This window comes from Noviherbaspirillum sp. ST9 (assembly GCF_048799745.1).
Classification (GTDB): domain Bacteria; phylum Pseudomonadota; class Gammaproteobacteria; order Burkholderiales; family Burkholderiaceae_D; genus Noviherbaspirillum.
This window is the reverse complement of record NZ_JBLWFR010000006.1, coordinates 108,173-132,630: the sequence shown is the minus strand read 5'-3', so window position 1 is coordinate 132,630 and position 24,458 is coordinate 108,173. Positions and strand designations below refer to the sequence as shown.

General features: G+C 61.4%; 25 protein-coding genes. 16 read left to right on the top strand and 9 right to left on the bottom strand.

All coding sequences use genetic code 11. The annotated features are described in order from the left end of the window. The first annotated feature begins 91 nt into the window (after positions 1-91). The 5 genes from ACNOHI_RS15050 to ACNOHI_RS15030 all read left to right on the top strand — a co-directional run bounded on the left by ACNOHI_RS15050 (position 92) and on the right by ACNOHI_RS15030 (position 4,432). Positions 92-640 (top strand): GNAT family N-acetyltransferase, encoded by a 549-nt coding sequence (locus ACNOHI_RS15050; protein WP_420475495.1) that lies wholly within the window; start codon positions 92-94, stop codon positions 638-640. A gap of 90 nt (positions 641-730) precedes the next feature. After that, positions 731-2,116: a cytochrome c oxidase accessory protein CcoG gene (gene ccoG / locus ACNOHI_RS15045; RefSeq protein WP_420475494.1), complete on the top strand. Its 1,386-nt coding sequence runs from the start codon at positions 731-733 to the stop codon at positions 2,114-2,116. Between the two features lie 12 nt (positions 2,117-2,128). Further along, on the top strand, positions 2,129-2,335 hold the full coding sequence (locus ACNOHI_RS15040; RefSeq protein WP_420475493.1) for a DUF2970 domain-containing protein: 207 nt from the start codon (positions 2,129-2,131) through the stop codon (positions 2,333-2,335). Between the two features lie 41 nt (positions 2,336-2,376). After that, positions 2,377-3,807, top strand: a complete 1,431-nt coding sequence (locus ACNOHI_RS15035) for a PLP-dependent aminotransferase family protein (protein WP_420475785.1) — start codon at positions 2,377-2,379, stop codon at positions 3,805-3,807. A 79-nt stretch (positions 3,808-3,886) separates the two neighbouring features. Beyond that, entirely contained in the window at positions 3,887-4,432 is a 546-nt protein-coding gene (locus tag ACNOHI_RS15030) for a cysteine hydrolase family protein (protein WP_420475492.1), read from the top strand. 758 nt (positions 4,433-5,190) lie between these two features. Here ACNOHI_RS15030 and ACNOHI_RS15025 read toward each other — a convergent pair. Further along, on the bottom strand, positions 5,191-6,246 hold the full coding sequence (locus ACNOHI_RS15025; protein WP_420475491.1) for a response regulator: 1,056 nt from the start codon (positions 6,244-6,246) through the stop codon (positions 5,191-5,193). A 564-nt stretch (positions 6,247-6,810) separates the two neighbouring features. Here ACNOHI_RS15025 and ACNOHI_RS15020 point away from each other — a divergent pair. Then, positions 6,811-7,119, top strand: a complete 309-nt coding sequence (locus ACNOHI_RS15020) for a BON domain-containing protein (RefSeq protein ID WP_420475490.1) — start codon at positions 6,811-6,813, stop codon at positions 7,117-7,119. A gap of 56 nt (positions 7,120-7,175) precedes the next feature. Next, on the top strand, positions 7,176-7,391 hold the full coding sequence (locus tag ACNOHI_RS15015) for a glycine zipper 2TM domain-containing protein (protein ID WP_420475489.1): 216 nt from the start codon (positions 7,176-7,178) through the stop codon (positions 7,389-7,391). Between the two features lie 106 nt (positions 7,392-7,497). Here ACNOHI_RS15015 and ACNOHI_RS15010 read toward each other — a convergent pair whose 3' ends face one another. The 3 genes from ACNOHI_RS15010 to ACNOHI_RS15000 form a co-directional block, all read right to left on the bottom strand. Then, positions 7,498-7,812 carry a DUF190 domain-containing protein gene (locus tag ACNOHI_RS15010; protein ID WP_420475488.1) on the bottom strand — a complete coding sequence of 105 codons (315 nt, stop codon included), beginning with the start codon at positions 7,810-7,812 and terminating at the stop codon, positions 7,498-7,500. A 138-nt stretch (positions 7,813-7,950) separates the two neighbouring features. After that, positions 7,951-9,453 (bottom strand): leucyl aminopeptidase, encoded by a 1,503-nt coding sequence (locus ACNOHI_RS15005; RefSeq protein WP_420475487.1) that lies wholly within the window; start codon positions 9,451-9,453, stop codon positions 7,951-7,953. Between the two features lie 7 nt (positions 9,454-9,460). After that, positions 9,461-10,933 carry a RimK family protein gene (locus ACNOHI_RS15000; RefSeq protein WP_420475486.1) on the bottom strand — a complete coding sequence of 491 codons (1,473 nt, stop codon included), beginning with the start codon at positions 10,931-10,933 and terminating at the stop codon, positions 9,461-9,463. Positions 10,934-11,110: 177 nt separating this feature from the next. On the opposite strand from ACNOHI_RS15000, the gene ACNOHI_RS14995 reads away from it, so the two are divergent. From ACNOHI_RS14995 to ACNOHI_RS14975, 5 genes are all read left to right on the top strand, one after another. Further along, positions 11,111-13,555 (top strand): MEDS domain-containing protein, encoded by a 2,445-nt coding sequence (locus ACNOHI_RS14995; RefSeq protein WP_420475485.1) that lies wholly within the window; start codon positions 11,111-11,113, stop codon positions 13,553-13,555. Positions 13,556-13,765: 210 nt separating this feature from the next. Further along, on the top strand, positions 13,766-14,152 hold the full coding sequence (locus ACNOHI_RS14990) for a DUF2946 domain-containing protein (protein ID WP_420475484.1): 387 nt from the start codon (positions 13,766-13,768) through the stop codon (positions 14,150-14,152). Between the two features lie 160 nt (positions 14,153-14,312). Beyond that, on the top strand, positions 14,313-15,284 hold the full coding sequence (locus ACNOHI_RS14985) for a hypothetical protein (RefSeq protein WP_420475483.1): 972 nt from the start codon (positions 14,313-14,315) through the stop codon (positions 15,282-15,284). Between the two features lie 68 nt (positions 15,285-15,352). After that, a complete protein-coding gene (locus ACNOHI_RS14980; protein WP_420475482.1) occupies positions 15,353-15,817 on the top strand; it encodes a TlpA family protein disulfide reductase in 465 nt (154 codons plus the stop codon). 136 nt (positions 15,818-15,953) lie between these two features. Further along, positions 15,954-16,916: a glycoside hydrolase family 16 protein gene (locus ACNOHI_RS14975; protein WP_420475481.1), complete on the top strand. Its 963-nt coding sequence runs from the start codon at positions 15,954-15,956 to the stop codon at positions 16,914-16,916. A gap of 105 nt (positions 16,917-17,021) precedes the next feature. On the opposite strand, the gene ACNOHI_RS14970 is transcribed toward ACNOHI_RS14975, so the two are convergent. From ACNOHI_RS14970 to ACNOHI_RS14950, 5 genes are all read right to left on the bottom strand, one after another. Next, positions 17,022-18,035, bottom strand: a complete 1,014-nt coding sequence (locus tag ACNOHI_RS14970; RefSeq protein ID WP_420475480.1) for a C45 family autoproteolytic acyltransferase/hydolase — start codon at positions 18,033-18,035, stop codon at positions 17,022-17,024. Positions 18,036-18,060: 25 nt separating this feature from the next. Further along, positions 18,061-18,459 (bottom strand): nucleoside diphosphate kinase regulator, encoded by a 399-nt coding sequence (gene rnk / locus ACNOHI_RS14965; RefSeq protein ID WP_420475479.1) that lies wholly within the window; start codon positions 18,457-18,459, stop codon positions 18,061-18,063. A gap of 87 nt (positions 18,460-18,546) precedes the next feature. Next, complete coding sequence (locus tag ACNOHI_RS14960; protein ID WP_420475478.1) at positions 18,547-19,443, bottom strand: universal stress protein; 897 nt, start codon at positions 19,441-19,443, stop codon at positions 18,547-18,549. A 28-nt stretch (positions 19,444-19,471) separates the two neighbouring features. Next, complete coding sequence (locus ACNOHI_RS14955) at positions 19,472-19,909, bottom strand: GreA/GreB family elongation factor (RefSeq protein ID WP_420475477.1); 438 nt, start codon at positions 19,907-19,909, stop codon at positions 19,472-19,474. Positions 19,910-20,299: 390 nt separating this feature from the next. Next, complete coding sequence (locus tag ACNOHI_RS14950; protein WP_420475476.1) at positions 20,300-22,741, bottom strand: penicillin-binding protein 1A; 2,442 nt, start codon at positions 22,739-22,741, stop codon at positions 20,300-20,302. A 260-nt stretch (positions 22,742-23,001) separates the two neighbouring features. On the opposite strand from ACNOHI_RS14950, the gene ACNOHI_RS14945 reads away from it, so the two are divergent. The 4 genes from ACNOHI_RS14945 (at position 23,002) to ACNOHI_RS14930 (ending at position 24,451) form a co-directional block, all read left to right on the top strand. Then, a complete protein-coding gene (locus ACNOHI_RS14945) occupies positions 23,002-23,394 on the top strand; it encodes a hypothetical protein (protein ID WP_420475475.1) in 393 nt (130 codons plus the stop codon). After that, complete coding sequence (locus ACNOHI_RS14940; protein WP_420475474.1) at positions 23,395-23,655, top strand: DUF5985 family protein; 261 nt, start codon at positions 23,395-23,397, stop codon at positions 23,653-23,655. Between the two features lie 4 nt (positions 23,656-23,659). Then, positions 23,660-23,926, top strand: a complete 267-nt coding sequence (locus tag ACNOHI_RS14935; RefSeq protein WP_420475473.1) for a DUF5985 family protein — start codon at positions 23,660-23,662, stop codon at positions 23,924-23,926. A gap of 96 nt (positions 23,927-24,022) precedes the next feature. Continuing rightward, positions 24,023-24,451 carry a hypothetical protein gene (locus tag ACNOHI_RS14930; protein ID WP_420475472.1) on the top strand — a complete coding sequence of 143 codons (429 nt, stop codon included), beginning with the start codon at positions 24,023-24,025 and terminating at the stop codon, positions 24,449-24,451. Positions 24,452-24,458 lie beyond the last annotated feature (7 nt).

Here is a 24,458-nt window from a genome sequence, read left to right as displayed (position 1 = left end):
GCATCTTGCCACGGGCGAACACCGCGGGCAATCTGGCCCGCCGACTGCGGGGGTGCTATGCTCCGACCACCACCATTCGCCGATCATCGCCATGCATCCCCTCATTGCCGACGGTCTCTGTATCCGCCCCTTCCGCGTCAACGATGCGGAAACATTCGCGGCCGCCGTGCGCGAATCGGTTGCCACGGTCGGACCCTGGCTGCCCTGGTGCCACGCCGATTACGGGGCGAAGGAAGCGCGTACGTGGATCGGACAATGCGCCGTGCGGCTGAACATGGGATTTTCCTATGATGTCGGCGTCTTCATGGAAGATTGCGCGACACTGCTCGGCGGCGTGGCGATCAACCAGATCGACCATGTGCACAATACCGGCAACGTCGGCTACTGGGTGCGCGAAGGCATGCAGCGGCAAGGAATTGCAACGCGCGCCGCCCGTGCCATCGCCCAATACGGATTCGACACACTGCGCCTGACCCGGCTCGAAATCGTTGCCGCGGAAAACAATCGCCCCAGTCGTGCCGTGGCGGAGAAACTGGGCGCCACCTTCGAATGCGTCGCGCGCAATCGCCTGTTCGTACGTGGCGCCCCGCTGGCAGCCGCGGTCTACTCGCTGATTCCCGGCGACCTCTCCAAAGACTGATCTGATACGGTCTTTTTTCGCTGTACTGAATCTGTTTTCCCTGCCTGCAAAACGCGACAATCAGGGCTTAAAGTCCCTATCGAGCGTCCCATGAGCCAGGCACCGCAATCCGTTTCCGTGATCAGAATGTATGCCCCGCGCACCCACATTTACGTGCGCGAGGCCAAGGGCTGGTATGCCAATTGGCGCTGGGTGTGCGTGTGGCTGACACAGCTCGTCTTCTACGGCTTGCCATGGCTGTCGTGGAACGGCCGGCAGGCGGTGCTGTTTGATCTCGCCGCGCGCAAGTTCTACCTGTTCGGCATCGTCCTGTGGCCGCAGGACCTCATCTATCTCGCCGTCCTGCTCATCATCGCGGCGTTCTCGCTCTTCCTGTTCACGGCCATCGCCGGACGCGTGTGGTGCGGCTTCTCCTGCCCGCAAACCGTGTACACCGAAATCTTCATGTGGTTCGAGCGCAAGATCGAAGGCGAGCGCAGCGCGCGCATCCGCCTCGACCGGCAGCCCTGGAACCTGGAGAAGATTGCCCGGAAGGCCGCCAAGCACGGCACATGGATCGCGTTCGCGCTGTGGACGGGATTCACGTTCGTGGGCTACTTCACGCCCATCCAGGCGCTGGGCGCGGCGACCACCACACTGTCGCTCGGGCCCTGGGAATCGTTCTGGGTGCTGTTCTATGGTTTGGCGACCTACGGCAATGCCGGATGGCTGCGCGAGCAGGTGTGCCGCTACATGTGCCCGTACGCCCGCTTCCAGAGCGCGATGTTCGACGCCGATAGCCTCATCGTCAGCTACGACAGGCAGCGCGGCGAGCCGCGCATGGCCCAGGCAAAAGGGCAGGCCAGCGGCAGCTGCATCGATTGCTCGCTGTGCGTCCAGGTCTGCCCCACCGGCATCGACATCCGCAACGGCCTGCAGTACGACTGCATCGGCTGCGCCGCCTGCGTCGATGCCTGCGACTCGGTGATGGACAAGATCGGCGCACCGCGCGGCCTGATCCGCTTCACCACGGACAACGCGCTGCGTCACAAGCTCGCCGCCAGCGAGATCGCACAGCGCGTGCTCCGTCCGCGCGTCCTCATCTACTCGACGCTGCTCCTGCTGGTCATCGTCGCGTTCTGGACCGCACTGCTCAATCGCAACCCGCTGAAGATGGACGTGATCCGCGACCGGGGCACCATGGCGAGGGAAGTGGAAGACGGGATGATCGAGAACGTGTACCGGCTGCAGGTCATGAACACCGATGAGCAACCGCACCGCTATCGCCTGTCGGTCTCCGGCATCGAAGGCATTTCCCTCGCCACCCCGGGTGAGATCGCAATGCGCGGCACGGAGTCGCGCGCCATTCCCGTCACGATACGCATCCCGCATGGCAAGGGCCAGGCGGGTGCCAACACCATTCGCCTCACGCTGGAAGCAACCGGTGATACCGGCCAGCGCGTGCAGGAAAAAGCAATGTTCTTTGTTCCCCGATGAAAGGAGCCGGTCATGGCAAATAACGAAGCAAGGAAGACACGATCGTTCATGGGGACGATGGTCGCCATCGCGTGGTCCTTCATCGGACTGCGCCGCAAGCGGGACTTCGACGAGGACGTCGGCGGGCTGAATCCGGTCTACGTGATCATCGGCGGACTGATCGGCACCGCGATCTTCATCGCGATATTGCTTACAATCGTGAACATGGTCGTTCCGTGATGCGCCTGGACGGAGCGGCCGACCTGGTCCCCTGCTCCGGAATGAAACGCTACGAATCCCTTGCCGAAGAAATCGCCCAGTCGATCCGCACCGGCGTGCTGAAGCCTGGCGACCGCCTGCCTTCCGTCAGGCAGGCGAGCACCAGCCGGGGTGTAAGCGCATCGACGGTGTTCGAGGCGTACTACCTGCTCGAAGCACGGGGATTGATCCGCGCCCGCGACCGCTCCGGCTACTATGTGATCGGCGGTGCCAAGGCGCTTCCGCCGGAGGCCGACCTGTCGTCGCGCCCCTCCGGCGAGTCGGCGCCGGTCGACGTCAGCGAACTGGTGTTCGACGTGCTCGAATCGGTGAAGACCCGCGACGTCGTTCCCCTCGGCTCCGCCTTCCCGAGCCCGCTCCTCTTTCCGCTGGCGAGGCTGGCGAAATCCATGTCGTCCAGCGTGCAGGACATGGACCCGTGGAGCACCGTGGATGACCTCACACCCGGCAACGCTGCCCTGCGCCGCCAGATCGCGCTGCGTTACCTGGCCGACGGCATGCACGTCCATCCGGACGACATCGTCATTACCAACGGCGCGCTCGAAGCCCTCAACCTCTCCCTGCAGGCCGTGACGCGGCCGGGAGATTGCGTCGTCATCGAATCGCCGACGTTCTACGCCGCATTGCAGGCACTCGAGCGTTTCGGCCTGAACGCCATCGAGGTCCCCACCCATCCGCGCGATGGCGTCGACCTCGATGCGCTTGCCAGCACGCTGGAGCGGCACAAGCCCAAGGCCTGCTGGATGATGACCAATTTCCAGAATCCGCTCGGCGGCACCATGCCGGATGGCAAGAAGCAGGCGCTGGTCGAATTGCTGGCGAAGCACGACATCCCGCTGATCGAAGACGATGTGTACGGCGAGCTGTATTTCGGCAGCAAGCGCCCGGCACCGGCCAAGTTCTTCGACACGAAAGGGCTGGTGATGCATTGCTCGTCGTTTTCGAAGTGCCTCGCGCCCGGATATCGCATAGGCTGGGCCGTGCCCGGCCGTTATGCGAAGGATGTCGCACGCCTCAAACTGACGACCACGCTGTCGGCATCGGCGCCGGCACAGGCGGCCATCGCGGATTATCTCGCCAAGGGCGGCTACGACAAGCACTTGCGGCAACTGCGCCACGCGCTGTCCGTGCAGCAAAGCGCGATGATGCAGGCCGTGGTGCGCCACTTCCCGCGCGGCACGCGGTCGACCCGCCCGAGCGGCGGATACTTCCTGTGGATCGAGCTGCCGGAGAAAGTGGATGCACTGGAGATCCATCGCCAGGCGCTGGCGCTCGGCATCAGCGTCGCGCCGGGTCCGATGTTTTCGGCGCACCGCAGGTTTGGCAACTGCCTGCGCATCAACTACGGGCATCCGTGGACGACGAAGACGGAAGAGGCGCTGATGACCCTGGGCAGATTGATTGCGGCGAATACCGGAGGCGTCCTGCGCTGATCGCCGGGTGCGGGACGCTTCCCCCTCCCTGCGACGCGGGATATGATTTTGCATCGTTCACATCCGAAGGAAAAAGCCCATGACACGCAGTGCCATCCTGCTGATGGACCTTCAGCACGACTTCCTCGGCGCCCCTGGGGGCCGCATGCCGGTCGAGTCGGACAGCGTTGCCCCGATCATCGATACGGCAAATGCCATACTCGGCAAGGCAATGCTCAAGGACGCGCTGCCGGTCATGGTCGTCAACCGCTTTCCCGAAGCCGACCGCATCGGCAATTTCTTTCGCCGTGGCGCCGCGGTGGCCGGCACGCAAGGCGCCGAACTGGATGCGCGTATTCGCAGCACAGGGCCGGTCAAGGTGATCGAGAAGGCCAGCGCGAGCGCATTCACGAATCCGGAACTCGACCGCTACCTGCGCGCGGAAAGCATCAGCGATGTGTACGTGATGGGCGTGTTTGCCGAGGGCTGCGTCCGCGCGACCGTCCTTGACGCACGACGGCGCGGCTACGTCGTGCATGTGCTGGCCGACGCGGTTGCGAGCAACGCTTCCTGGAAAAAGCGATTCGGCCTCTGGACGATGCGGCGCGCGGGAGCCCATGTCCTTGCGTCGTCGGCTGTGCGCTGAAGAGGGTCCCGGCTGTTGTCGGCATCACGGATGCTGATCGTACTCTCCGCGCATGTGATGCCCTTGCGGAGTGAGGCAAAGACTGCGGTGGGCGGTGGTGCTGGCCAAGTCGTGCTGTGCGACGTCCGGAGAAGGGCGCGTACTTGCCACTCGCTTTTGTCTGCGGAGTTTCCGGGTTCGGCCCGCAGCAGGCAATCATCGGCCAAAGAGGCGGTAAGTCGGCAGACAAGCGATTGAACTGTTTTTACGGGCGGGGCGACTGGGAAGACTCTAGTTCCTCAAGTTGCTTTGGGCAGGTATCGGTATGGTAGGGACAGGCCCGCGCATGGGAGCATGAACGTGCTATCCGAGCAGCGACACCCCATGCCGCTGCCCATTTATACGCACGCTCCCATTCCTCGGAGGAGTTCATTGTCAGCAGCATTCTCTCTTGCGCCAACATCATCCGCATCATCGCGTACTTCGCGCGTGTGCCGTTCTGCTTGCACAGATTAACCATTCGTGCTGTCTCCCGAGGGACTTAACGACTCATTTGGCTTTTAGGCTCGAGCGGCGAGGCATTTGTTTTTGATTGGTGTTACGAATAGCTATCCCCACTATAGGTCAGGAGCGAGGTACTGGCTATCTATGTTGATGCGCTGGTAGGGTTAATGCCGTGAAGTGCCTGGATGCCGTGGACAGTACGGGGCCGACGCGTCTACGGCAGACAGGCGACGATCGTCGAATGTGAAGATGGTACGCGTGGCCGCTATATGCGACTACGAGACGGGAATCGATACTGTTACAACCGTCCCTACGCTTTCCCCGGGATCGATCGTAAACACGCCTTTCAGCGCACCTACACGCTCCGCCATCCCCAGAATGCCGAAGCTATTCGACTTAACGGTGTTCTTCTGGAATCCCACGCCGTTATCCCTTATACGCATAACGTACGTCTCATTTTCCACGGCCATTTCAACGTCGACTCGCGACGCATTGGCATGGCGGGCAATGTTGCTGAGCGATTCCTGCAGAATGCGGAACAGGAGCAGCACCTGACCGTCGTCAAGACCGTTGTCCGATGCTCCTGGTCGGATCTCCAGCTGGCACGTCACTGGGGTAGTCCTTTCGAACGCTTTCAATTGCCACTCGACTGCGGCATGCAGTCCGAGTTCGAGCTGGAAAGGCCGAAGGTTGTTGATAATCGATTTGACTGAATGAAGCGAAGCATCCACATTCTCAAGCATCGTTTTCGCTTCTCCATGGATCCGCGGCTCATGCTCTTTAGCCCACTCGTGCAGGCGCGTAATGTCCATTCGCAGTGCCAGCAGATTCTGGCCCAGAGCGTCGTGCACCTCCAGCGCGATGCTCTTGCGCTCCTCTTCCTTGGCTCGCTCGCGGTGAATGAGCAGTTGGCTCAAACGACGGCGTGATTCCTGTAGCGCAGCCTTCAATCGCAACAGGTTGCGTACTCGCAGGCCGAGTTCGATCCGGTCGAACGGTTTCGTCAGAAAATCCTCCACGCCGACATCGAGCGCAGCCAGCCGAGCGCCATGATCCAAGTCCGCAGTGATCATGATGATCGGGATATCGACGGTCTCACTGGCCCCCTTTAAAGACCGGGCGACTTCATAGCCGTCCATTCCCGGCATATTGATGTCTAGCAGAACGAGTTCGGGGGCATGGCGGGCAACGGCTTTCATTGCTTCCATGCCGTTTTCTGCGGTCTCCGTGATATAACCCTCTGCGCGCAGCAGCGCTTCGAGCAACCTCCGGTTTTGAAGGTTGTCATCGACAATCAGAATCTTAGGGCGAGATTCAGTAGTTGAATGCATAAGAACGGGCCTAGGTGCAGCGGCTGATCCTACAGTAGAAAATGTCCAGTGTGCAATAAGCCTTTTGGAAGAGACGGCATCTGCTGAAATGCAGTGTCAGGGTTTCGACCGCGCTTTCTATCCTGGTCGCACCAGCCTACGGCCCTCCCCTGTCGGAGTACTGAGGAGGTTGCATATGCCCGCCGCGCGATTTACAACTCGTTACCCTTGCTTACAGCAAATCCATTCTATCCATCTACACTTAGGGTATGTGGACCCGTGCATTTCGGGGCCTTGCCCCCGGTGCATGACCCTATCAAGACGCAGTCAGCGATTCAATTTGCAATCCTGACCTGAACTGCCGGACCGCAGGCCAAATACTGCCCGCGGCCGGAAGCGGGTCCTTGCGCTGCACACGATGCCGGACGCTCATGACCGCCCGGTCAGCCGATAGCAACATCGCATCAACAACGACCCGTAGACTCTACATCGACGCGCGCCCGGCCCTGCCGAGCCGCGACGCGATGGGGTTCGCCCACAGGGCGAACATGGATTGACGAAATCGAACGACGAGGAGGAAAACTCATGAAAGCAAAAAATCGCATTGCCATCGTTCTCGCCGCAGCAGCCTTTGCGTTCACCGGCTGTGCCTCGACGTCCAAGCAGGAAAGCGTCGGGGAATACATCGATGACTCGGTGATCACGACCAAAGTGAAGGCCGCCATCTTCAACGACCCGGCGCTCAAATCGAGCGAGATCAACGTCGAGACGTTCAAGGGCGTGGTCCAGTTGAGTGGTTTCGTCAGCTCCAGAGCCATGGTGGACAAGGCAGTCGCCAACGCGCAAGGCGTGCGCGGCGTCGTGTCCGTCAAGAATGACATGCGGCTGAAGTGAAAGGGCCGCGACGCACGAAACGGTGTGTGTGCCAACCCAGGCAAGGAGAAAAGAACATGAAGACGACCAAACGATGGTCATCCGTTGCGCTCGCCGTGGCGATCGTGCTCGGCTTGGGCGCTTGCAGCGGCATGTCCAAGCGCGATGCGAACACCGTGATTGGAGCCGGTATCGGCGCGGTGAGCGGCTCGGTTCTCACCGGCGGCAGCGCGCTTGGCACGGTCGGCGGCGCCGCCGTCGGTGGTGTCATCGGCGACAGGATGGGCCGATAGCATCGGCTTGAGGGAACGCCGGCGGCGCAGTCCGCGCCGTCGGTCATGTGCTTGCCCGCTCCGGAAGCACGCCCAGCCCGCGTGACTTGAAAACGCAGCCTGGCCCTCACTCGCCGAGCATTCCAAACTCAATGTGTGTCTTGGTGTAGAACAATCGCACGTTCTCCTTCCGAAGACGTTCAAACAACCTGTCCGCCTCTTCAGCTGAAACGACCATGACGACAGAGACAGGCTGGTCGGCAAGTTCGAAGAAGCGCGCCGAGTGAACCCGGTGATGATGACCCATGCCTTCACTGGCGGGGATCACCGTAACGCCCGGCAGGTTCAGTTCTTCCGTCAAATGGACGAGCCAGTCAACCAGATGCTTGCCCGCATGGCGGCGGCTTTGCTCGGTAAAAAAAGTCAGTTGAAACCCGTTCATGCTTGTTCTCCTGATGTCACGTAGGCCTGCCAGGACGCTCGTCTACCGATGCACAGTGCCGTGGCCAACGTCGTGGAGAGCAAGCTCGATTGTGCGGAAGGCGATGGTCGCGTGCCGGGAGCCGGTTCGTTCGCCCGTCTAGCTTCGAGGTGATTGCCGGGAGCGGCCCGCGAGGAAATGCGCCAGAAGCGCCACCGGCCTGCCTGTCGCGCCCTTGCCCTCTCCGGTCATCGATGCCGTTCCCGCAATGTCGAGGTGTACCCACGGATAGCGCCCGGTAAACCGCGAAAGGAAGCACGCCGCAGTGATTGCGCAGTCGCCACGCGGCCCGACGTTCGCGAAGTCCGCGATATCCGACTTGAACATGTCCTGATACTCGTGCCACAGCGGCAGGTGCCAGGCGCGATCCCAGGCGCGGTCGCCGGCTGCGAGCACCTCGCGCACGAGCGCATCGTCGTTGGAGAATACGCCGGAAGCAATCTCGCCGAGCGCGGTCACGACGGCGCCTGTGAGCGTGGCGACATCGACGAGTACCGCGGGCGTGTACCGCTCGGCGTAGGTGAGCGCATCGGCAAGAACAAGGCGGCCCTCCGAATCGGTATCGAGGATTTCCACCGTCTGGCCGGACATCGTCGTCACAACGTCGCCCGGCCTGGTGGCATTACCATCGGGCATGTTTTCCGCAGCCGGAATGATGCCGACCACGTTGAGCGGCAGCTTCATCAGCGCGGCCGCGCGCAGGGCGCCAAACACGCTCGCCGCGCCGCACATGTCGAACTTCATCTCGTCCATCTCGGACGCGGACTTGACGTTGATGCCGCCCGTATCGAACGTGATGCCCTTTCCGACGAGCACGACCGGCTGCGCGTCGGAGGCGCCGCCGTGGTACGCCATGACGATGAGTGTTGGCGGCTGGCGGCTGCCCTTCCCGACGGCGAGGATGGCGTTCATGCCGAGCTTCTCGATTTCTGCCTGGTCGAGGATCGTCACCTCGAAGCCGTGTACGCTGCCGAGCTCTCGCGCTTGATCGGCCAGATAGCTTGGGGTGCACACATTGCCGGGCAGGTTGCCGAGATCCCTGGCGAGCGTGATGCCAGCCGCGATGGACTCGGCCTGATCGATCACCGCCCCGGCTGCAGCAACCGTCGGGCGATCCGCGACGTGAAAGACAACGGTCGTGACTGCGCGCTTCTGCTTCGGCGGCGCGCTCTTGAGCTTGTCGAAGCGGTACAGGGTGTCCGTGACGGCAAGCACTGCCTGCTCGATCTTCCATGCGGCGTCGCGGCCATTCACAGGGAGCTCGTTGATGCACAGCGTCGCCTCGCCGGCGCCAGTCGTGCTCAGCGCCCTGGTCGCGGCGCAAAGCGCCGTGTGATAGCTGCTCTCGACGAGTTCGTCTTCGGGACCCAGGCCGACGAGAAGCACACGCTCGGCGGCGACGTTCGGAATCCCGGGGAGCAGTAGCGTCATGCCGAGTTCGCCGTCAAGGTCGCCGCGGCTCAGGGCCGCATTGATGGCATGGCCCGATGCGGTATCGAGCGCCATCGCCGAGGGCGAAAGTCTGCCACCCTCGTACACGCCGACCACAATGCAGCCCGTGCGCTGCTTTTCGAGGCTTTCGCTCTTGACGACAAAATCCATGATGCAGTCACGGCGTCCGAGGTTGAATCGTGCCGCCCTTGGTTTCCGCAATACGACGCGCAAACACACCCAGGATTTCGCGGTAGAGCCCCTCGCCCAACACCTGGTCCTCGTTGCCCGCGTCGATGTTCGGATTGATATTAACCTCGATCAGGTAGACGCGGTCCCCGACCTGCTTGAGATCGGCACCGTACAGGCCGCGCCCGATCAGGTTGGCGGCGCGTACAGCCGTGCTGATCACCTGCTCGGGTACCTCGCCGATCGTCGTTGCTTCGGTCTTGCCTTCGACCGGCTCTTCCTCACCCTCCAGTTTGATGATCTTCCAATGGCCTGGCGCCATGAAATACTTGGCGGCGAAGAGCGGCCGCCGATCGTAAACGCCGACGCGCCAGTCAAAGTCGCTCGGCAGCCATTCCTGCGCGATCAGGAGTTCCGATTGGCTAAAGAAGCGCTCCGTTTCCTTGCGCAGATTGTCCTCGGATTCGATTTTCACGACGTCTAGCCCGAAACCGCTGTCCGGCAGCTTGAGGACACACGGCAATCCTAGCGTCGGAATGATGTCGTCCACGTTGCCGCGATGTACGATCAGCGTGCGTGGCGTGGCGATGCGATGGCGGTCCAGCAACTCCTGCATGAATACCTTGTTCCCGCACTTGAGGACGGACTCCGGATCATCCACCACCGGCATGCCAAGCGACTCAGCCCTGCGCAGGAATTCGTAGATGACGGCTTCGCCTGGGCTTGCGCGGTTGAAGAGGGCGTCAAATTCGTCGAGGCGCTCCAGCGCATCGGGACCGATGAGTTCCGCATCCAGTCCGACGAGTGGCGCTGCCTTCAAGAACCGCTGCAGCGCTTCCTCGTTGGAAGGCTTGTGTGGTTCGTTGGGATCCCAGAGGATGGCCAGTCGCGGCCGACCCGTTTCGTCGCCGCGACGCTTGGGGGCCGGGCTGTCGCTAATGAACGACCGGACCGCGTCGAGCAGGAGCGCGCGGTCCTGCTGCGGAATATCGGCAAGGCCGATGGCGTGCAGGGCATCGAGACGCCAGCTTCCCTCCGCATGGACAAACAGCACGCGCAGCAACGGCGCACGCACCCGCGCGAAGAGCTGCTCGGCGAGAGCCTGGTGACTTGGATGCTTTCCGAAGTAAACATACAGTTGAAAGCGATCGCTGTCGTTGTGATGCAGCGTCTCCTGCACCAGCGGTTGCAACTCGGCCGCCAGCGCCTGTATGAAGGACTCGGATCGGAGATTCTCGATGGTTTTTACATCGGCGACGGGGCGTTGGCCGCGGGCCTCGGCGAGGAGCGACACGTAGTACCCGCGCCCCTGGTAGCGGCCGGTGCGGCACAGGTTAAGCACCCGCACAGTCCCCGCGTGACCGCTCTCCGGTTCGGTGAGGTAGCGGCGCGCCGTCAGAACGGCAGCCTCCGGCATCTCGAACCACTCATGCTTCTGATCAGTGACGACGAACGTTTTCATTCAACCCCCGCCCCGGCATGCTTGATGCTAAGTGGAGTGATTCAGGCCGTGTTTAGTTCCTTTCAACAGCTTCCGGAGTGCACTGCATCTCAGGGCACGTTCTGACGCAGAACGTCATTTTTCTGATTACAGTAAGATCTACCGATAATTAAACAGACCAGAGCGTTCGAGGATGACATGAAAGTTGACGATGTAAAGCACGTCGCAAATCGTGCACGTTCAACTCAGACCCCTAGTGGAATCACGTGTTGTGGCGAGCTGCATTGGGGCGCGCATTTTTGCCATCTCTATGAAACGCGCGAAGACTTGATCGACACGCTCGTTCCGTTTTTTTTGACCGGACTCGTCAATAACGAGAAGTGCTTGTGGGTAACGTCGGAGCCGCTCGACGCCGTTGCGGCTGCAGCCGCACTCGAGAAGCAGATGCCGGATCTGTCGCAGTATGCGAGCAGTGGACAGCTGCAGATCGTTGATTACACGGAGTGGTATTCGAACATCGGCAAGACGGACGGCGATTCCGTTCTCCAGGCGTGGATAGATGCCGAACAACAAGCACTTGCCGAGGGTTTCAACGGCTTGCGTGTTACCGGAAACGTTACGTTCATCAAGTCACAGGAGGAGTGGCGTGCATTCGAGCAATATGAAGCGCGCGTGACCGAGACGTTTGCCGGGCGCCGTATTCTCGGTTTGTGCAGCTATCACCTGGGCATGACCAGTAGCAGGGATCTTCTGGACGTCGTCCACAATCATGAATTTGCTGTGGCTCGACGCCAGGGCGACTGGCAAATGATTGAAAATGCGGCGATCAAGCTGGCCAAGCAAGATTTGCACAAGGCGAATTTTGAATTGGAACAGCGCGTCGCAACGCGGACCAATGAACTACGCAGTGCCCTTGCCACCGTCGAAGAACAAAAGCGTGAGCTAGAGGCTGTCCTGCACATGCGCGATGAAAGTCAGCGTCAACTGGAAGCGGAGCTTGCCGACGCGCAGCTTTTGCACAGTGTCAGCGCAGCCCTGGTCAACGAAGGTGTCGTGAGTGATTTTTACCAAAAACTGGTAGACGCTGCGGCGTTGGTGATGCGTTCAGACTTTGCGACCATCCAGCGTCTCGATCCTGACCGAAATGCCCTTGAAATCATTGTGCACCATGGGTTCGATGACGAGGCCTTGGCGTTTTGGGACTGGGTGCCGGCGCTAAGACCGACTTCCTGCGGCATGGCGCTCCACCTGAAGGAGCGTTTTATTGTGTCCGATTTCGAAGCCTGGGACTACGCAGCCGGCAGTGACGACCTCGCGGCGTTCCGGGCTGGGGGCGTCCGTGCTGCGCAGTCTACGCCACTGCTCTCGCGGAGCGGGAAGCTTCTCGGAATGATCTCCACCCATTGGAAGCGCCCTCACCAGCCATCCGAACGCGACCTCCGGCTCCTCGACATTATCGCTCGCCAGGCGGCGGACCTGATCGATCGCAACGCGGTTGCCAATGCACTGCGAGAGAAAGCAGAACGGCTGATCGAAGCCGACCGGCGCAAAGATGAATTCCTGGCCATGCTGGCGCATGAACTCCGCAATCCATTGGCTCCCATCAGCGCTGCGGCCGATTTGATGGCAATCGGACAAATCAACGAAGAACACGTGAAGAAAACCAGCGCCATTATTTCGCGCCAGGTCAAACATATGACGGGTCTGGTCGACGATTTGCTCGATGTATCGCGTGTGACCCGCGGTTTGGTCGCCCTGGACAAGACCGACCTGGACGCCAGGCAGATCGTATCCGACGCAGTCGAACAAGTCAGACCTCTGATGGAGTCGCGGCGCCACTACTTTTCCGTACACCTGCCGCCCGAGACGGCCTATGTATCGGGAGATCAGAAGCGCCTGGTGCAAGTCCTGACCAATCTCCTCAACAACGCAGCGAAATATACGCCGGAAGGCGGAAATATCGCGCTCAAGATGGCGGTCAAGGACAATGATGTGGAGTTACGCGTCGTCGACAACGGCATCGGAATGTCTGCACAAATGACGACGCAGGCATTCGAGCTTTTTGCGCAGGCCGAACGAACATCGGACCGAACGCAAGGCGGTTTGGGTTTGGGGCTCGCATTGGTCAAAAGCTTGTGCGAGTTACACCACGGCAGCGTGGAGGCGTACAGCAGGGGAAGCGGGCAGGGCAGCGAATTCACCGTGACCCTCCCACGTGTCTTGTCGGCAGCGCAGCAGGACCCGCAAACGCGCGACGATGGCAAGACCGCGACAGCGAATGGAAAGCGACTGCTCGTTGTCGATGACAATATCGATGCCGCGACCATGCTCGCCATGCTCCTGGAAGCGTCAGGGCACGAGGTCATGGTTGAACATGACCCCCGACTCGCGCTGGAACGCGCACGTATTGAGAAGCCGGATGTATGCCTGGTCGATGTCGGGCTGCCGGGCATGGATGGCAACGAACTCGCGCAAAAGATAAGGCGCCTGCCTGAAATGGCAAATGTGGTGTTGATTGCCGTGACCGGATATGGACATGAAAAGGACCGGCGGGCCTCTGCGGCTGCTGGATTCGACCATCATTTAGTCAAACCGGTCGATACGTCTTCCCTCATCAAGGTGCTGGGCCAGAACAATTCGTGAAGCGACCGGGATGTCGGCAACGGCGATGAACAGCGATCGCCACCCCCTTTCCGCATTCAGCCGGAAGGGAATAGAGATAAAATCGCAAGCCGACGCAAAGTTAAGACATATCAAGTTTTTTAATGGCCGCCCCGGTTTATTCTTCAGGCTGTAGAGTGCGCCCTTGCCATCAAGCGTGCGGCACCCAAACCGGAAAACCTTGTTGTACGAATGAACATACGAATCAGACATCTTTCTGCATGGATCGCCTGCTGTGCGGTCCTGCTCGCGGCGCTCGCGCCGACGGTGTCCCGTATGCTGGCTGCAGCGTGCAACCCGCCGTCGTATCAGCTGGATATCTGTGCTACCCCGCACACGTTGTCGGCCGCGGACGAAGACCACACCGCACACCATTCCTCCGCGCCGGCCAAGAAAGAACTGCATCTTGACCACTGTCCTTTCTGCCTGACGCACGCCGGCTCGTTCGGCCTGGTGCCGACAGGTGGCCTTATCCTCCCCGACGCAAGCAGCGTCGCGCTGCTCCCGCCGCTGTTCTATCAGTCGCCACACCCGCTTTTCGTATGGGCGACTCCGCCATCGCGCGCGCCTCCCGCCTGATCCTGGCTGTTTTTGATCGCTGAATGCCCTGTGTCTGCAGGGAAAGCGGTCTCTTCTCGTCCCATCAATACATTGCCCTGCCAGTTGGCAAGGTACCGCCATTCCCCGCACATTTTCATGCTTCAGGGTGAGTGGCCAGGAAAGACATCGGAGTTGAACAGTGAAAGCATCACAATTATTCGCCCTCGCTGCGTGCAGCGGCGTCCTGGGCAGCATTCTTCCGCAGACGGCGCTCGCCAGTTGCGGGACGGCTTTTTGCACCGTTAACAGCAACTGGACATCGGAAAGTGCGATCACGGAAGGCGGTTCCCTGCTGGACCTGCGTTACGAGTACGTGTCCCAAAACCAGCCGCGCGCGGGCACGGATGACGTTGCGGTCGGCCAGATCCGCAAGCATCACGACGAGGTCAAGACGGTGAACCGCAACCTGCTGCTGACGTATTCCCATACCTTCGACGCCCAGTGGGGAATATCGGTGACAGCACCTGTGGTCGACCGCAACCACTTCCATATCCACAATCACCGCGGCGCGCAGGTTCCGGAGCGTTGGGACTTCACCGAGCTGGGTGACGTGCGTGTGGTCGGCCGGTATCAGCTGCCGGATACGGGGACGCCGCTCCATCCGCGTGCCGCGGGCATGACCTTCGGTCTGAAACTGCCGACCGGCAAAACAACCGTCGCCAACGAAAATGGCGATGTCGCGGAGCCGTCACTGCAACCCGGCAGCGGTACGACCGATGCCATCATCGGGGCGTACTATCACCAGAAGCTGCCGCAGTCGGGCGCTTCCTGGTTTGTTCAGGCGCAGTACCAGCATGCATTGAACAGTCACGACAACTTCAAGCCTGGCGGGCAGCTCAGTGCGGACGCAGGCTATCGGCACAGCGTGACAGACCGGCTGGGTGCATTGATCCAGCTGAATTTCCTGGTGAAGCGCCGGGACAGTGGCTCTGCCGCTGAACCTGCGGACAGCGGGGCGAGGTATGTCTCCCTCAGTCCGGGATTGAGCTACGCCCTTTCGGACGCGGTTCAGGTGTACGGTTTCCTCCAGAAGCCCGTCTACCGCAATGTCAACGGCGTCCAGCTGACGGCGGACAAGGCGCTGGTCGTCGGCGTGAGCGGCCGCTTCTAGGCAATAACGCGGTGATGGGAAGGCAGCGCGACGCGCTGCTTTCCCGCGTACCCAATGGAGGTCATGCCATGCTGAAGAAAATCGCCGCGATCATCGCGCTGGTGTCGGTACCGGTCCTGGCCGGTGCATCGGATTTCTCGTTCACCGACACGAAGGGCGGAACGCATTCCCTGTCCGGCCATGCGGGAAAATGGGTGCTCGTCAACCTGTGGGCGACCTGGTGTGCGCCGTGCCTGGCGGAGATGCCGGAGCTGGAATCCTTGAGCAAGGCAAGATCCGACCTGGTGGTGCTGGGCGTGGCCGTGGACGGACAAGCGCCGAAGCGGGTCGAGCAGTTCGCCGAAAAACTGGGCGTCACTTACCCGGTTGTCGCAGCTAATGCCGCCGTGGCAAAGCAGTTTGGCCCGAGGGGTTATCCAACCACCCTTCTTTACGACGGCACCGGTCAACAGGTATGGCGCAAGGAAGGGCCGGTGACGAGGGATGAAATCGAGGGTGTGCTGCAGCGAGGCGGCGTGCGCAAGGCACCATGACGAGTTTCTGCCATCAGTCCCATATCGATTTTTTCGAAGCGAAGTCGCAGAAATCGCGGGAAAACATAGAATTATTTCCGGAACTATAAGGAGTTGTGTCTATCGAATTACTTCTTTTTGCATTGGAGAAGTTTTAATGAATGAACGCAACTCGAGAATCAACAGGTATGCGGTGTCCGCGGCGGTGGCCGGGTTACTTGCTGCATGCGGCGGTACATCGGTGGAAGACGGCTCGGGGTTGACGCCCGACACGTCATCATCGCTATCGCATACAGGCGTGGTATCCGGGACCACCGACAGCCCGCCTCAAGCGGCGCCCCCTGCGTCGACATCCACCGCAAACGCCGACTCGCCTCAAGCTTCCAGTCCTTCCTCCCCATCCCCAGTCACGCTTCCCGCATCAACCGGCCCCTCCGGGCAAGATCCCAACGCTTACACACTCACGTTTCACGACAGCTTCGACGCCGGCCTTGATCGCAGCGTCTGGAACACCGAACGCACCGACGCCAATATTGCCGTGACCAATTACGCGGTGAAGGGCGGCGTACTCAAGATCTGGCCCGCACGCGGGACGAACGGTGAATTCTTCGACCGTACTTTCGATACCGACGGGCACTTTTCGCAGCAATATGGATTCTTTGAAATGGAAGCCAAGCTTCCCAAAGGCAAAGGCGTATGGCCGGCATTCTGGCTGCTTGGCTATCGGGATGGCCGGCGACCCGAGATCGATATCCTGGAAGCGTACCCCGGCGGCGTCGCGCCATGGGGTGCGCCCGGTAATGACGGCGTTCCCGTTCCCATGATGTACGCGCCCGTGGTGTGGAACGACCGGGAAGACCAGGCCGGCTATTCAAAGGTGGCAACGCCTGACCTGTCTGCCGGGTTCCATCGCTATGGCCTGAAATGGGAACCCGACAAGACGACCTTCTACTTTGACGGCAAGGAAGTGTATTCGCTGCAGGTCAGGATTTCAGACCCGTTATTTCCCATACTCGACCTCTGGTTCGGTAGTGCCAGCGGCGAACCCGATGCCTCCACGCCGACAGGTGAATCCAACGCCTTCGAGATCAATTACGTAAAGGCGTGGCAGTTCAAATAGCCTGACCGGATCCATGCCAATCCCATGTGACGCAGCGACGGCATGGGATTGGTTGGCGTCATCGTAACGGACATGCCAACCACGACCACCAGCTTTCACCCTCACTCATTCAACGGGAACGACAAAGCGCTGTTCCCCGTCTGCTTCCAGCGGCACCATTCTCAGCTCAATCCGCCGCGGAAGAATCTTGATCAGCGCGGTCCCGACTTCCCCCTCGGCGGCGACGATTTCCGTGGCGCCCCGAGGCGCATCGGCACGGTGCATTTGCAACGACTGCAGCATGGCGAGGATGTCGTACTCGGTCGGATGGGACGGCAACTGGTCCAGCAGTTCGCCCAACGCGACATACCGTTCATGGGACGATGTCCTTGCGCCCTCCGGCACCCGCTTCTGCACGCGGTGATTCGTGTGCCAGTACTTGTTTGGAATCGGCGTCAGCACCGGTCCCGATGGTGTCGCGGTGATGTTAAGCATGATGAATTCATCGGACGAGGCCAGTACATGATGGGTCGATCCGAACCGGTCGCATTCCATCACGATATCGAGCGCTTCCGGCAGCGAGCGCGCGGCGAGCACCGCGCGGCAGACAACGAAGCCTGGCAGGCCCGTTCCCTGTTTTTCCCCGACGATGTGCGTGGCGACCTGGACGATCCCGGCACGGTTGGCCGCGAAGGTCTGCCCGGGAAGGCGGCCCGGTACGTACAGGCTCAGGAAACCCGGCTCGTCTTCGGGTTCGACGTCCACCATCCTGCATTGCCGTGCAAGCGCCGGCCCCAACCGGAGATTGTGCAGAATCAGCCCGTAACCCAGCCGGTTGACCGCGACGGTGCCGCTGGCGGTACCGTCGTTCGCGGCGACGTCCGGCCAGCAGTTCCAGGCAAATACGTCGCGGATATCCAGGCCGAGCCCGGCACTCATTCCGCGGAGCTCCTCCCAGTAACGGGGACAGTCGCTTTGCACGCGGTCCAGGAGAAACACCGCGGCGGCCCGTGCGCTTGCGACGGCATCGTCGTTGCGCGCGAGTGCCGCCGCGATCAACCCGGCGGCCGGCCTTCCTAAGGTGCCAAGCGCCATGCCGATATCGAATGGCGATCCCTTGATCGTGATACGTTCCATCATCTTCATCCGTCTGTCGGTCTGGCGCTCAGTGCTCCGCTTTGATGCGGCTTTCCGGTTGCTGGAGGACTTCCAGGATGCGAATGACGAGCGATTCTCCCGTCGGGCTCGGCCACTCGATGCTGCTGCCTGCGGACAACCCGAGAAGCGCGCTGCCGACAGGCGAAAGCACCGAGATCGTCGACGCATCGCGCACCTCGCGCGGATACACCAGCGTGCGGCAAAACTCTTCGTTTTCACCGATGGTGAAGCGCACCGTGGAGTGCATGGTCACGACCGAGCGCGGAATTTCATGCGGCTCCACGACCTCTGCCCGTTTCAGCTCCTCCAGCAGCTCGGTGGTGGTTGCGCTGATGGGCGGCATGGAATCGATCAACGCTTCCAGCCTGTCGAAGTCCGACGTCGTCACGATAATGTCTGGTTTCATGTGTCACCTTTCAAAGTAAAAACCCGTGCACGCCGGGCTTGCGGCCGTGGCGCGCCTCTCCTTCAAGCTGCCGGCACTTCGGGCGGTTCATGCGGCAGGCGGCAAGTCGATGCCCTCCGGTTCCATCGCGGTCGTGACGAGCAGGTCGCACCATCCCTGGTCGACGACCCGACGCGTCACACTGCCGAGCAGGAATTCAACGAAGCGCGGCTTTCCATGCTTCCCCAGCGCGATCAGGTCGGCATTCAACTGCTTTGCCTGGGCGCCGATCACCGGTGCGGGCACGCCATGCTGGATGGACCGGGAGATCAGCTGCTTCTTCGGCCCGAGGCTGTCGATGAAGGCATTGAGCTTGATCCGTGCAGCGTCCCGCGCGCGTATCCGGTAGCCATGGATACGATCGAGCGAAACGCCCGTCTCCCGCATCATGTCTTCGTCGGGGACGCGGAATACGTGAAGGAACGTGAAATGCGCCGACGGCGCGACGGCCAGCGCCGCACGCGCGGCTTCCTTCGATTCTTCCGAAAAATCGATCGCGACCAGCACGCGCTTGTACGCATCGTTCGGCTCGGAACAGACCAGCAGGACGGGCCGGTCCGCCAGACGGATCAGCTCGTCATTGTTGTGCCGCCTGAACAGATCGGCGAAGAAACGCTTTCCGCGCGCCGCGACGACGATCAGTCCGGCGCGACTCTCCATCGCGCGGCCGACGATGGCCTGCGGCGCGCTGCCCGCGCGTATCGAACGCACGCACGCCGGTCCGTCCTCGGGCCAGCCGGGAAGCGCAACGGAATCGCCGGCACACGCAACGCTCTTTTCCGGGGTCGCCGCAGGCGCGCGGAGATCGATTTTCGTGCAATCGACAGTCATCAATTCAAGCGTCTCCGCCTTGAGCTCGATGCTCAGCATTGCGGCGCGCATTTCGGCACGGCGCGCATCTTCCGAGTAGTCGGTTGCGACAAGGATTTTCCTGATTCGGTCCACAGCGGTCTCCGTTTGCGTCAGATGAACGTCATGCATATCGCTTCGCGCCTGCAATGGTTCGAGCGTGCCGGTCTTCGTTCGAATGCCGGATGCCGACGACCTCGACATACCTCACCTTGAAGAAGGGAAGGGTGACCGCAGTGATGCTGCCGAGCGGCCGCCCGAGCAGGGCCAGCGCGATCGGCGACAGGATCGACACGCGGGCAAGCGCGTCCTGCGTGTCCTGCGGGCAGACAAGAAAGATGGTTTCGAGCCGCATGGATCCGACTTCGCGGAAGGTGACTTCCGAATACAGCGCAACGTAATCGCTTCGCTCGGCGTTCTCCGGCAGGAGAATGGAGGAACCGATCAACTCGATCAGCTGCTCGGCGATGTTGAACGTGACATCCCGCATCCTCAGCAAGTGTTCTGCGAGGCGGCAGAGGATGGTCGCATCTTCCTGGGACAAGAAGCGTTCGTTTTTCATGGCAATAGCTCCCCGCGGCCACAGCGCAGAGCGCGTGGCCTGAGTACGGACGTAAGGTGTCAGGCGCGTTGACGGCGCCAACACATCATTCGAAGTTTGTGGGAAGGGTGGCTCGGAAGGACGGAGAAAACCGCGGAGGTTTTCCTAGGCGTCCACCGAGCCTAGGAGAGCCGGGCGAGGTGTCGAGCGGACAGGTGCGCGGGACGAGCGGAACCAAAAGCCGCATCCACGCGCAGGCCTCCCTCGTTCAGGGATGAACAGTTGCGCATCAGGAAAATGGCGGACTTGTTCACAGTGCAATGCGGTGGATGAAAGATGTCAAGGACGAGTATAACCCCTTTCGACTTTTCGTGAACCGGGTCGACAAAAACTGCCACAGGCAAACATATCTCATCGCACCGGCCATTCATTCACTTCGGAGAAAGCGTCGCCGCCACTCGACAATCCGCCGCCGCGTGTTCCCGATTCGCCGCTGCTTTCGCTCCGGCTTCCGGTGTCGGGATCGCGGCCAAGACCACTGAGGAAACGGCCGAGTTCGTCGGCCGGCGATCCCTGCCGTCCACGCTCGACCGTGCGCGTCCCGTCGGGGCCCACAACGACGGCGGTGTCGCTGCCGCTGCGTGTGATGACGCCGTAGCCGGAAGGGACCGGCTCCAGTTCGTCATGACTTGGCGGCGCCTTCACGATCAGCGGCGGCGGCCGCTTCGGTTGCGGGAACTTGGCCTTGGTATCGATCAACTTCGATTTCAACGTACCGCGGAAAAAATCGCCCACCAGCAGGATGGCGTTGTGTCCGCCCTGGCCCCAGTAATCGCTGCGCATGGTGACACGCGAATCGTTGAAGCCGACCCACGCGCCCGCCACCAGGCGCGGGTGCATGAGGATGAACCAGCCGTCGGTATTGTTCTGCGTGGTGCCGGTCTTGCCGGCAATGTCGGCGGCGATGTTGAAGCGGTTGCGCACCTCGGTGCCGGTGCCGCGCCGGACAACGCCGCGCATCATGTCGATCAGTTCGATGGCAGTCTCCTCCGACATGGCGCGCTGCGGCTCCGCGGTGAACTCGGCCAGCACCTTGCCGTCGCGGTCGGTGATCTTGCTGATGAAGACCGGTTTGCGGTATTCGCCGACCTTCGCGATGGTGGCATACGCGGACACCATTTCCAGCAGGGTGACGGGACTGGTGCCGAGCGACAGCGAGGGCACGGGATCGAGACGGCTGCTGTTGACGCCGACCGCGCGCGCCAGGTTGATGACGTGCTCCAGGCCGACGTCCTGCATCACCTGCGCGGTGATGGTGTTCTTGGAATAGATCAGGCCTTCGCGCATGCTCATCATGCGGCCGCTGAAGCCGGACATGTCGGTCGGACGCCAGACGCTGCCATCGGCGGCGCGAATTTCCACCTGGCCGTCGGGATAGATGCGGTCCGGCGCGAAGCCCTGTTCGAGCGCGGCACCGTAGACGATGGGCTTGAAGGTGGAGCCGGGCTGACGCTCGGCCTGTGCGACGTGGTCGAACTGGTCGCGCAGAAAATCACGGCTGCCGACCCAGGCCTTGACCTCACCGGTCGTCGGGTCCATGGCAACGAATCCGGCCTCGAGGCGCGTCTTGTATTCGCGCAGGCGTGCCATGAATTCGCTGTTTGCCTTCAGCTTCGTCAGCGCCGCGCGCGCCGATTGCCCGGCGGCGACGGCACGCTTGTATTCAGGGGACTCGCGCACGAAGATATCGACCAGCTCGGCCCGTTCGTTCCAGAAATGCTTGAACGGCTCGACCTTCTTTTTCAGTGACGCATAGGCGCCAGGCGTGTGCGACGCGACGCGTTCTGTTTTCCTTCCCCATTCGACATCGGCAATGTCCTGCAGGACCTGCGCCTGCCGGTCGACCGCATCCGCGGCCGCTTCCTGCAAGGCATCGTCGAGCGTGCTGTAGACGGTCAGGCCGTCGGTGTAGAGGTTGTAGTCGTTGGCATCGGCCCACTCGATCAGTTGCCGGCGCACGTGGGCGGCGAAGTGTGGCGCGATGTTGCCGAGCGGATCGGGCTGGCGGTTGAGCGTGACCTGCAGCGGCTGGTCGCGCAGTACCGCATACACCTCGTCATTGAGCATGCCGCGCTTGACCATCTGCGCGAGGACAACGTTGCGGCGCTTGCGCGCGCGCTCGGGATTGATGATGGGATTGTAGTAGCTGGTTCCCTTGAGCATCCCGATCAGGGTGGCGCTTTCGAGGACGTCGAGGTCGGCGGCGGACTTGTCGTAGTAGGTGCGCGCGGCCATTTCGATGCCGACCACGTTGTACAGGAAGGGGACCGAGTTGAGATAGGTCTCGATGATCTGGTCCTTGGTGTAGGCCTTCTCGATCTTGATGGCGGTGACGATCTCGCGGATCTTGCGGTCGATGGTGCGGGCGCGCCCGATCTCTTCGGGAAACATGTTGCGCACGAGCTGCTGCGTGATGGTCGATCCGCCTTGTGCATCACCTTGCAGGGTGCGCCATACCGCCGACGCCGTCCGGGTCAGGTCGACGCCGCGGTGTTCGTAGAAACGATGGTCCTCGGTGGCAATGAGGGCGCGGATCACGTACGGCGAGATCGCGTCCAGCGACACCTGCTCCTGCTGCCCGCGACTGAATGTCGCCAGGTACGTGCCGTCGGCCGAGAGCAGGACGCTGGGTTGCGCGCCGCGTGCCTGCAGCAGGGCCTCCACGCTGGGTGTCAGCGGCACAATCTTCGCCAGGTAGGAAGTGGCGTAGTAGAGTCCGGCGGCGAGTGCGACGGTTGCCAGGACGAAGGTGTACAGGAAGAGGCGCAACAAGAGTCGGGATACGGTGCGCATTCCGGAATGCGCTTTCACTTGCCGCGGGTGTCGGTCTTGCGGATTCTTGTTGTCCACTCTCAAACCCTTTGCTGTTAAGTCACGGTTGGACAAGGTGGCAACAGGTTGGTTTTGACCGGCGTGTAAAGATCAATCGCTGCGGTGCAGCAGCGACCGAATTGAGAAATATCAAAGACAGGGATTGCCCGCCGACACTGCGGGAAGAGGCGTGCGTATCATGCGCTTTCCATCAAGCATCAACGGCAAGACTATCGACGATCATGGCAGGCGGCTCACCCATTGCCGACGACATCAAACGCTTCATCCTGACCAGCATTCCGTCGGTTCCCTACCTCGAAGCGATCCTGCTGCTCCGAAACAACACGGAGCAGGCGTGGGACAGCGCGCGCCTTGCGCAACGGCTGTACCTGTCCGAGAAGGCCGCTGCCGCCCTGCTCGCGGAACTGCAGGAGGCCGGTGCCATCGCCGCGGATCCGCAGAGGCCGGAGTGCTACCGCTTCTCTCCGGCTTCCGATTCCCTCGCCGAGATGATCGGCAAGGTTGCCGCGGCCTATGCATCGCACCTGGTCGACGTCACCCACCTGATTCATTCCAAGACCGGCAAGAAGGCACAGCAGTTCGCCGATGCCTTCATATGGCGAAAGGATTCCTGAATGGCTCCATTCATCTATGCGCTTTGCGCGCTGACGTCGATGCTGTGCAGCGTGCTGCTGCTGCGCGGATACAGGCGCAACGGCTATCGTCTTCTCTTATGGAGCGGCCTGTGCTTCGCCGGCATGACGATCAACAATCTGCTGCTGATCCTCGACCGTGTGGTGTTTCCCACGGAAGTCGACCTGATTCCGTTGCGCCTGTGGACGGCGCTGATTGCACTGCTGCCGCTGCTCTACGGCCTGGTGTGGGAAGAGGAGTAGCCCGATGAACGACATGCTGATCGGCGCGATCGCCATGGCAAGCATGGTGGCCGGCCTGTTCTTCCTCCGCTTCTGGCGCAGCACCGGCGACCGGTTTTTCCTGTTCTTCGCGCTGTCTTTCTTCATCGAGGGCGTGAACCGCCTCGTCCTGGCGCCAACTGCCCAGGACAATGATGGCACGCCGGCGTATTACCTGATCCGCCTGCTGGCGTATGGACTGATCCTGTTCGCCATCCTCGACAAGAACCGGCCGGGCAAGGGCGGCTCGTGAGTCAAAGTTTGGCACCGATCATTACGCACAGGCGCAACAGTGTTTAAATCGGCGGAGAAGGTTTATCCTGCGGTATCGCTCCTTCGGTTTCCGCACATGGCCTTCATCCTGTCCTGCTATTACCTCGACGAACCGCTTGACGACGACGAGTTGCAATTCGTGTGCAGCTCGCTGATCGGCCCCTGGGCCAAGTTCCGTACGTCGGCATCGACGCTGGAACAGAAGCGGGTGCCGGCGGTGCTGCCGCTGCCGGACGAGCACGGTGTCTATGCCGAGAGCAGGGAGGCGCGCGCCGAGCGCGTACGTTCCAATCTCCGGCATGCGGGCATTCGTTCCGACGCGGGCCGGCAGGTGGTGTGGGTGATGCCGCGGGATGCGGACTGGGATGCGATTTTCCAGTTTGCGATCCGCGAGGAAACCGGCTTCGCGCCCTATGTCGCGCAACGCTGGTTTCCGGAAGGAGGAGAACTGGTGCGCGGCCGCGTGCGTGTGATCGATACGGACATGATGCTGCGTGGACTGTAACGTTGGA

Excerpts from the sequence above, each read along its gene's own strand:
- ACNOHI_RS14935 (WP_420475473.1), top strand. The coding sequence starts at position 23,660 with ATGAACGACATGCTGATCGGCGCGATCGCCATGGCAAGCATGGTGGCC.
- ACNOHI_RS15000 (WP_420475486.1), bottom strand. The coding sequence starts at position 10,933 with ATGAAAACGTTCGTCGTCACTGATCAGAAGCATGAGTGGTTCGAGATG.
- ACNOHI_RS14995 (WP_420475485.1), top strand. The coding sequence starts at position 11,111 with ATGAAAGTTGACGATGTAAAGCACGTCGCAAATCGTGCACGTTCAACT.
- ACNOHI_RS15010 (WP_420475488.1), bottom strand. The coding sequence starts at position 7,812 with ATGAACGGGTTTCAACTGACTTTTTTTACCGAGCAAAGCCGCCGCCAT.
- ACNOHI_RS15035 (WP_420475785.1), top strand. The coding sequence starts at position 2,377 with ATGAAACGCTACGAATCCCTTGCCGAAGAAATCGCCCAGTCGATCCGC.
- ACNOHI_RS14945 (WP_420475475.1), top strand. The coding sequence starts at position 23,002 with ATGGCAGGCGGCTCACCCATTGCCGACGACATCAAACGCTTCATCCTG.
- ACNOHI_RS14940 (WP_420475474.1), top strand. The coding sequence starts at position 23,395 with ATGGCTCCATTCATCTATGCGCTTTGCGCGCTGACGTCGATGCTGTGC.
- ACNOHI_RS15020 (WP_420475490.1), top strand. The coding sequence starts at position 6,811 with ATGAAAGCAAAAAATCGCATTGCCATCGTTCTCGCCGCAGCAGCCTTT.
- ACNOHI_RS14955 (WP_420475477.1), bottom strand. The coding sequence starts at position 19,909 with ATGAAAAACGAACGCTTCTTGTCCCAGGAAGATGCGACCATCCTCTGC.
- ACNOHI_RS14990 (WP_420475484.1), top strand. The coding sequence starts at position 13,766 with ATGAACATACGAATCAGACATCTTTCTGCATGGATCGCCTGCTGTGCG.
- ACNOHI_RS14970 (WP_420475480.1), bottom strand. The coding sequence starts at position 18,035 with ATGATGGAACGTATCACGATCAAGGGATCGCCATTCGATATCGGCATG.
- ACNOHI_RS15005 (WP_420475487.1), bottom strand. The coding sequence starts at position 9,453 with ATGGATTTTGTCGTCAAGAGCGAAAGCCTCGAAAAGCAGCGCACGGGC.
- ccoG (WP_420475494.1), top strand. The coding sequence starts at position 731 with ATGAGCCAGGCACCGCAATCCGTTTCCGTGATCAGAATGTATGCCCCG.
- ACNOHI_RS15025 (WP_420475491.1), bottom strand. The coding sequence starts at position 6,246 with ATGCATTCAACTACTGAATCTCGCCCTAAGATTCTGATTGTCGATGAC.
- ACNOHI_RS15030 (WP_420475492.1), top strand. The coding sequence starts at position 3,887 with ATGACACGCAGTGCCATCCTGCTGATGGACCTTCAGCACGACTTCCTC.
- rnk (WP_420475479.1), bottom strand. The coding sequence starts at position 18,459 with ATGAAACCAGACATTATCGTGACGACGTCGGACTTCGACAGGCTGGAA.
- ACNOHI_RS14950 (WP_420475476.1), bottom strand. The coding sequence starts at position 22,741 with ATGCGCACCGTATCCCGACTCTTGTTGCGCCTCTTCCTGTACACCTTC.
- ACNOHI_RS14975 (WP_420475481.1), top strand. The coding sequence starts at position 15,954 with ATGAATGAACGCAACTCGAGAATCAACAGGTATGCGGTGTCCGCGGCG.
- ACNOHI_RS15050 (WP_420475495.1), top strand. The coding sequence starts at position 92 with ATGCATCCCCTCATTGCCGACGGTCTCTGTATCCGCCCCTTCCGCGTC.
- ACNOHI_RS15015 (WP_420475489.1), top strand. The coding sequence starts at position 7,176 with ATGAAGACGACCAAACGATGGTCATCCGTTGCGCTCGCCGTGGCGATC.
- ACNOHI_RS14930 (WP_420475472.1), top strand. The coding sequence starts at position 24,023 with ATGGCCTTCATCCTGTCCTGCTATTACCTCGACGAACCGCTTGACGAC.
- ACNOHI_RS15040 (WP_420475493.1), top strand. The coding sequence starts at position 2,129 with ATGGCAAATAACGAAGCAAGGAAGACACGATCGTTCATGGGGACGATG.
- ACNOHI_RS14980 (WP_420475482.1), top strand. The coding sequence starts at position 15,353 with ATGCTGAAGAAAATCGCCGCGATCATCGCGCTGGTGTCGGTACCGGTC.